The 4,278-nt window shown below is 71.1% G+C and carries 4 protein-coding genes; 3 read left to right on the top strand and 1 reads right to left on the bottom strand.

Features of this window, described 5'->3' with window-relative positions; genetic code table 11:
• From JMF90_RS26530 to JMF90_RS26540, 3 genes are all read left to right on the top strand, one after another.
• Positions 1 to 186, top strand: a 186-nt coding sequence (locus JMF90_RS26530; protein ID WP_236598038.1) for a (2Fe-2S)-binding protein, incomplete at its 5' end; no start/stop codon positions are given.
• Complete coding sequence (locus JMF90_RS26535) at positions 176 to 2,596, top strand: c-type cytochrome (RefSeq protein WP_011548019.1); 2,421 nt, start codon at positions 176 to 178, stop codon at positions 2,594 to 2,596. The genes JMF90_RS26530 and JMF90_RS26535, both read left to right, overlap by 11 nt.
• A gap of 224 nt (positions 2,597 to 2,820) precedes the next feature.
• The gene (locus tag JMF90_RS26540; RefSeq protein ID WP_011548018.1) at positions 2,821 to 3,153 is read left to right on the top strand and encodes a hypothetical protein; all 333 of its coding nucleotides are present in this window, start codon (positions 2,821 to 2,823) and stop codon (positions 3,151 to 3,153) included.
• 115 nt (positions 3,154 to 3,268) lie between these two features.
• Here JMF90_RS26540 and mmsB read toward each other — a convergent pair whose 3' ends face one another.
• Entirely contained in the window at positions 3,269 to 4,159 is an 891-nt protein-coding gene (mmsB, locus tag JMF90_RS26545) for a 3-hydroxyisobutyrate dehydrogenase (protein WP_011694697.1), read from the bottom strand.
• Positions 4,160 to 4,278: the final 119 nt, after the last annotated feature.

The following is a 4,278-nucleotide window of genomic DNA, read 5'->3' on the forward strand; positions in this document are numbered from 1 at the left end:
TGCGGTTACTGCCTGAACGGCATGATCATGAGCACGAAGGCGCTGCTCGACCGCCACCCCGCGCCCGACGATGCGGCGATCCGGGACGCGTTGCGTTTCAACCTGTGCCGTTGCGGCACGCATCTGGAGATCATCCGCGCGGTGCATCGCGCCGCACGCTATCTGCGAGGCGGCGATGAAGCCTGACGCAGGTCCGCCGATGGCGCCGGCGTGTGTGGCGGAACCCGCGCCGCACGATGACGCGGCCGCCGCCGCCGCGCCGCCGCACCGCGCACGCTACGCCTGGCCGATCGGCGATGCGCGCACGCCTGCATCGTTCGATATCGAAACGCGGACCGCGCCCGACGGCAGGATGACCACGTGGCGCTATCGCGCGCAGGCGGTCGGCTCAGCCACGAACGATGCTCGCGGAGCCGCGGCACGCGCTGATTCCGGCGCCGCATCGCCGTTCGTCTACCGGCACGCGCAGACGTCGATCGAGCTGGCCGATGCCGATGGCGCGATTCCCGGTCACGCGCACGTCTTTGCCCGCGAATCCTTCGTCGACGAACTCGCGGGAGCGTTGCGGCGCGACCCGGTCGCGTTGCGGTTGCAACATCTGGATGCCGCGCGGGACGCAGGGCCGCGCGAAACGATCCGGATGGTCACCGAACGCGCCGCCTGGGGCGTGCCGGTTGCGTCGCGGGCGAACGCGGCGTCGCGTGTCAGCGGTCGCGGCTTCGCCTTCGATGGCGAGCCGGTCGATGCGCGCGCAGTCGCATCCGCATCCGGCGACGATGCCGACCGTCACGGCGATCCGCACTGGTCCGCGTGGGTCGTGGATCTCGAGGTCGACCGTGCGACCGGCGACGTCTCGGTGCGGCGCGTCGTGGCCGGGCAAGGCAGCGGCGAGCCGGGCGACGCGTCGCTGGCCGGCCTGCCCGCATGGCAGATCGAGGCCGCGATTTCCCGCGTAATGGGCGCACGGTTGTCCGCGCGGCCCGCGCACGACGAGACCGATGCCGATGCGCGGCCCGACGCGATCGCACACGAGCTGGTTGCCTTCGACGCCGCCGCGCATCGCGCGCATGGCGACCTGTCCGGATACGATGCGCGGCGAGTCGAGCAGGCGGCCGCGCCGGCCGCGGCTGCCATCGCCAACGCGCTGTACGACGCGACGGGCGTGCGTTTTCGCGCGCCGCCGTTCGATGCGGCGCACATTCGCGCCGCGCTCGCGCAACCGGTGCCGGCCGATGCCACCGACAGGCCGCACGCGGCCCCGCGCCGCGCATCGCGCTGGCGCCGCTGGCTGGCCGGCGGCGGCGCGGGCGGCGTGGTCGGCGGGCTGATCGGGCTGGCGTGCGCGATCCTGCCGGGCCCGGCGCCGATCGCACCGCTCGGGCCTGTTGCGCCCGGTGGCGCGGACGGCGCGATGTGGAGCGCGGCCATGCTCGAACGCGGCCGCCTCGTCGCGCTCGCCGGCGATTGCGCGGTGTGCCACACGGCGCCCGGCGGCGCGACCAATGCGGGCGGGCTCGCGCTCGATACGCCGTTCGGCACGATCTACACGACGAACCTCACGCCCGATCCGGAAACCGGCATCGGCAACTGGTCGTATCCGGCGTTCGCCCGTGCGATGCGCGAAGGCATCTCGCGCGACGGCTCACACCTGTACCCGGCGTTCCCGTACACCGCATTCGCGAAGCTGAGCGAGCCCGACCTGCTCGCGCTCTATGCGTACCTGATGTCGCAGCCGCCGGTGAAGCACGTGCCGCCGCGGACGAATCTGCCGTTTCCGCTCGATCAGCGGCGTCTGGTGGCCGGCTGGAACTGGCTGTTTCACGACGCGCGGCCGTTTGCGCCGGACCCGGCGCGCTCGGCGATGTGGAATCGCGGCAAGTATCTGGTCGACGGCGCCGGGCACTGTGGCGCCTGCCACACGCCGCGCAACGCGCTCGGTGCGGAGAAGGGCGGCCTCGCGTACCTGTCGGGCGGCGAAGCGGAAGGCTGGGTCGCGCCGCCGCTCGTCGCGTCGCCGGCTTCGCCCGTGCCGTGGACCGAAGGCGCGCTGTTCGACTATCTGCGTACCGGGTTCTCGGCACAGCACGGCGTCGCGGCCGGGCCGATGGCGCCGGTCGTCGCGGGGCTCGCGGCGCTGCCCGAATCCGACGTGCGGGCGATCGCGCATTATCTGGCGTCGCTGTCGCCGCCCGTCGATGCGGCAATCGCCGCGGTTGCGGCCGACCGCCAGGCACGCGGCGCGGAAACCATCGCGACGCTCGGCCTCGAGAACGGCCGCCGCGCGTTCGACGCGGCGTGCGCGGTGTGTCATGCGGAATCGGGCGGCGTCGGACATTTCGGCGTGCGGCCGCTGATGGGACTCAACACGAGCGTGAGCCAGTCGACGCCGGACAATCTGCTGCGCGTGCTGCACCACGGGATCGACCAGCCGGCCACCGACCGGCTCGGCTACATGCCGGGCTTCGGCGATGCCTTCGACGATCGGCAGATGGCCGAGCTTGCCGCCTACATTCGCGCACGCTACGCACCGGGGCAGCCGGCGTGGCGCAACCTCGCGGAAGCATCCGCGCGAATCCGTCAGGCGGGTGCACATTGACCGTCGCGCCGGCGTGAGCGGCCGCGCCGGCGGGCATGCCGGGCGAAATGACCTGACGGATGAAAACGATGGCCGGCGACGGCTGTAATTCTTGCCAGATTCGGCCATCGTTTAACCATTCGAAACAATGTGTTCACCGAAAGGGGCATGATCTCCGGCGATCGAGCAGGCATACTGTCGCCTATGTTGCTCAATGCACGTCGACTGACGTGCGCCTGCCCTCCATGTCCATTCCAGTCTCTTTTCGAACCCTGCGATGGTTGACCATTGCGGCTGCTGCATGCTTGCTCGCCGCGTGTTCGACTGCTTCCGACGTGACCGCGACGTCGAACCCGAACGTGTACACCGTGACGACGCGCACGGTCGGCGTGTCGACGACGTGGGCCGACGCCCACGAGAAGGCCGTCAACGAAGCCACCAATTACTGCACGCAGCGCGGGATGCGCGCCAGCGTGAAGCAGGAATCGCTGACCGGCGGCCGCCGCGTCGACGCACGCTCCGAACTCGCGTTCGAGTGTCATCCGACCTTCGAGACGGCGTCGAACCCGCGCGGTTGACCGACCGGCGGCATGATGACGCCGCCCGCGTTTTTCTTCCCCCGCCTGCAAACCGACCCGCGATGCCGTTCCGGCCCATCGCGGGTCGACGCACGTCCGGCGTCGGCCGGGCGAATCAGGCCGGCTGCGCCTCGTACAGCTTCACGCACGCGGAGAAGTCGAGCGTGCCGAGCCCCTGCTGGCTCATCGACTGATACAACTGCTGCGCGAGCGCGCCCATCCAGACCGGCTGATGCGCGCTGCGTGCGGCTTCGGTCGCGAGACCGAGATCCTTCAGCATCAGGTTCGCCGCGAAGCCGCCCGCATAGCCGCGCGCGGCCGGCGCGGTGTCGCTCACGCCCGGATACGGGTTGTACGTGTCCGAACTCCAGCAGCGGCCGGTCGACGTGTTGATGATGCCGGCCAGCACGGTTGGATCGATGCCGAGCGCGGCGCCGAGCGCCATCGCTTCCGATACGCCCATCATCGAGATGCCGAGCAGCAGGTTGTTGCAGATCTTCGCGATCTGCCCGGTGCCGGTGCCGCCGCAGTGCACGACGTTCTTGCCCATGTCGAGCAGCACCGGGCGGATGCGCTCGAACAGCGCGCCATCGGCGCCGACCATGAAGGTCAGCGTGCCGGCCTGCGCGCCGCCGGTGCCACCCGACACGGGCGCGTCGGCGAGCGGGAAGTCGCGCTGCGCGGCGGCGTCGGCCACCGCGCGCACGGTGCCCGGATCGATCGTGCTGCAGTCGATCAGCGTCGCGCCGCCGCGTGCGCCGGCCAGCACGCCGTCGTCGCCGAGGTAGACGGCGCGCACGTGCTGCGCGGCCGGCAGCATCGTGATGATCAACGAGCCGCGCGCGGCGGCGTCACGCGGCGACGTCGCCGCCGCCGCGCCGGCGCGCACCGCGGCGTCGACCGCATGCGCGTCGAGGTCGAACACCGTCAGCGCGTGGCCGGCCTTGAGCAGGTTGGCGGCCATCGGGCCACCCATGTTGCCGAGTCCGATGAAGGCGATTTCCATGTGCGGGCCCTCGCTCAACGCAGCGCGATCGTCGTGTTCACGCCGCCGGCCGTCGCGTCGTCGTCGAACCAGCGCGCGGTGACCGTCTTGGTCTGCGTGTAGAACTGCACGACCTGCTT

This window comes from Burkholderia sp. E168m23, assembly GCF_016586125.1.
Lineage (GTDB): Bacteria > Pseudomonadota > Gammaproteobacteria > Burkholderiales > Burkholderiaceae > Burkholderia > Burkholderia orbicola.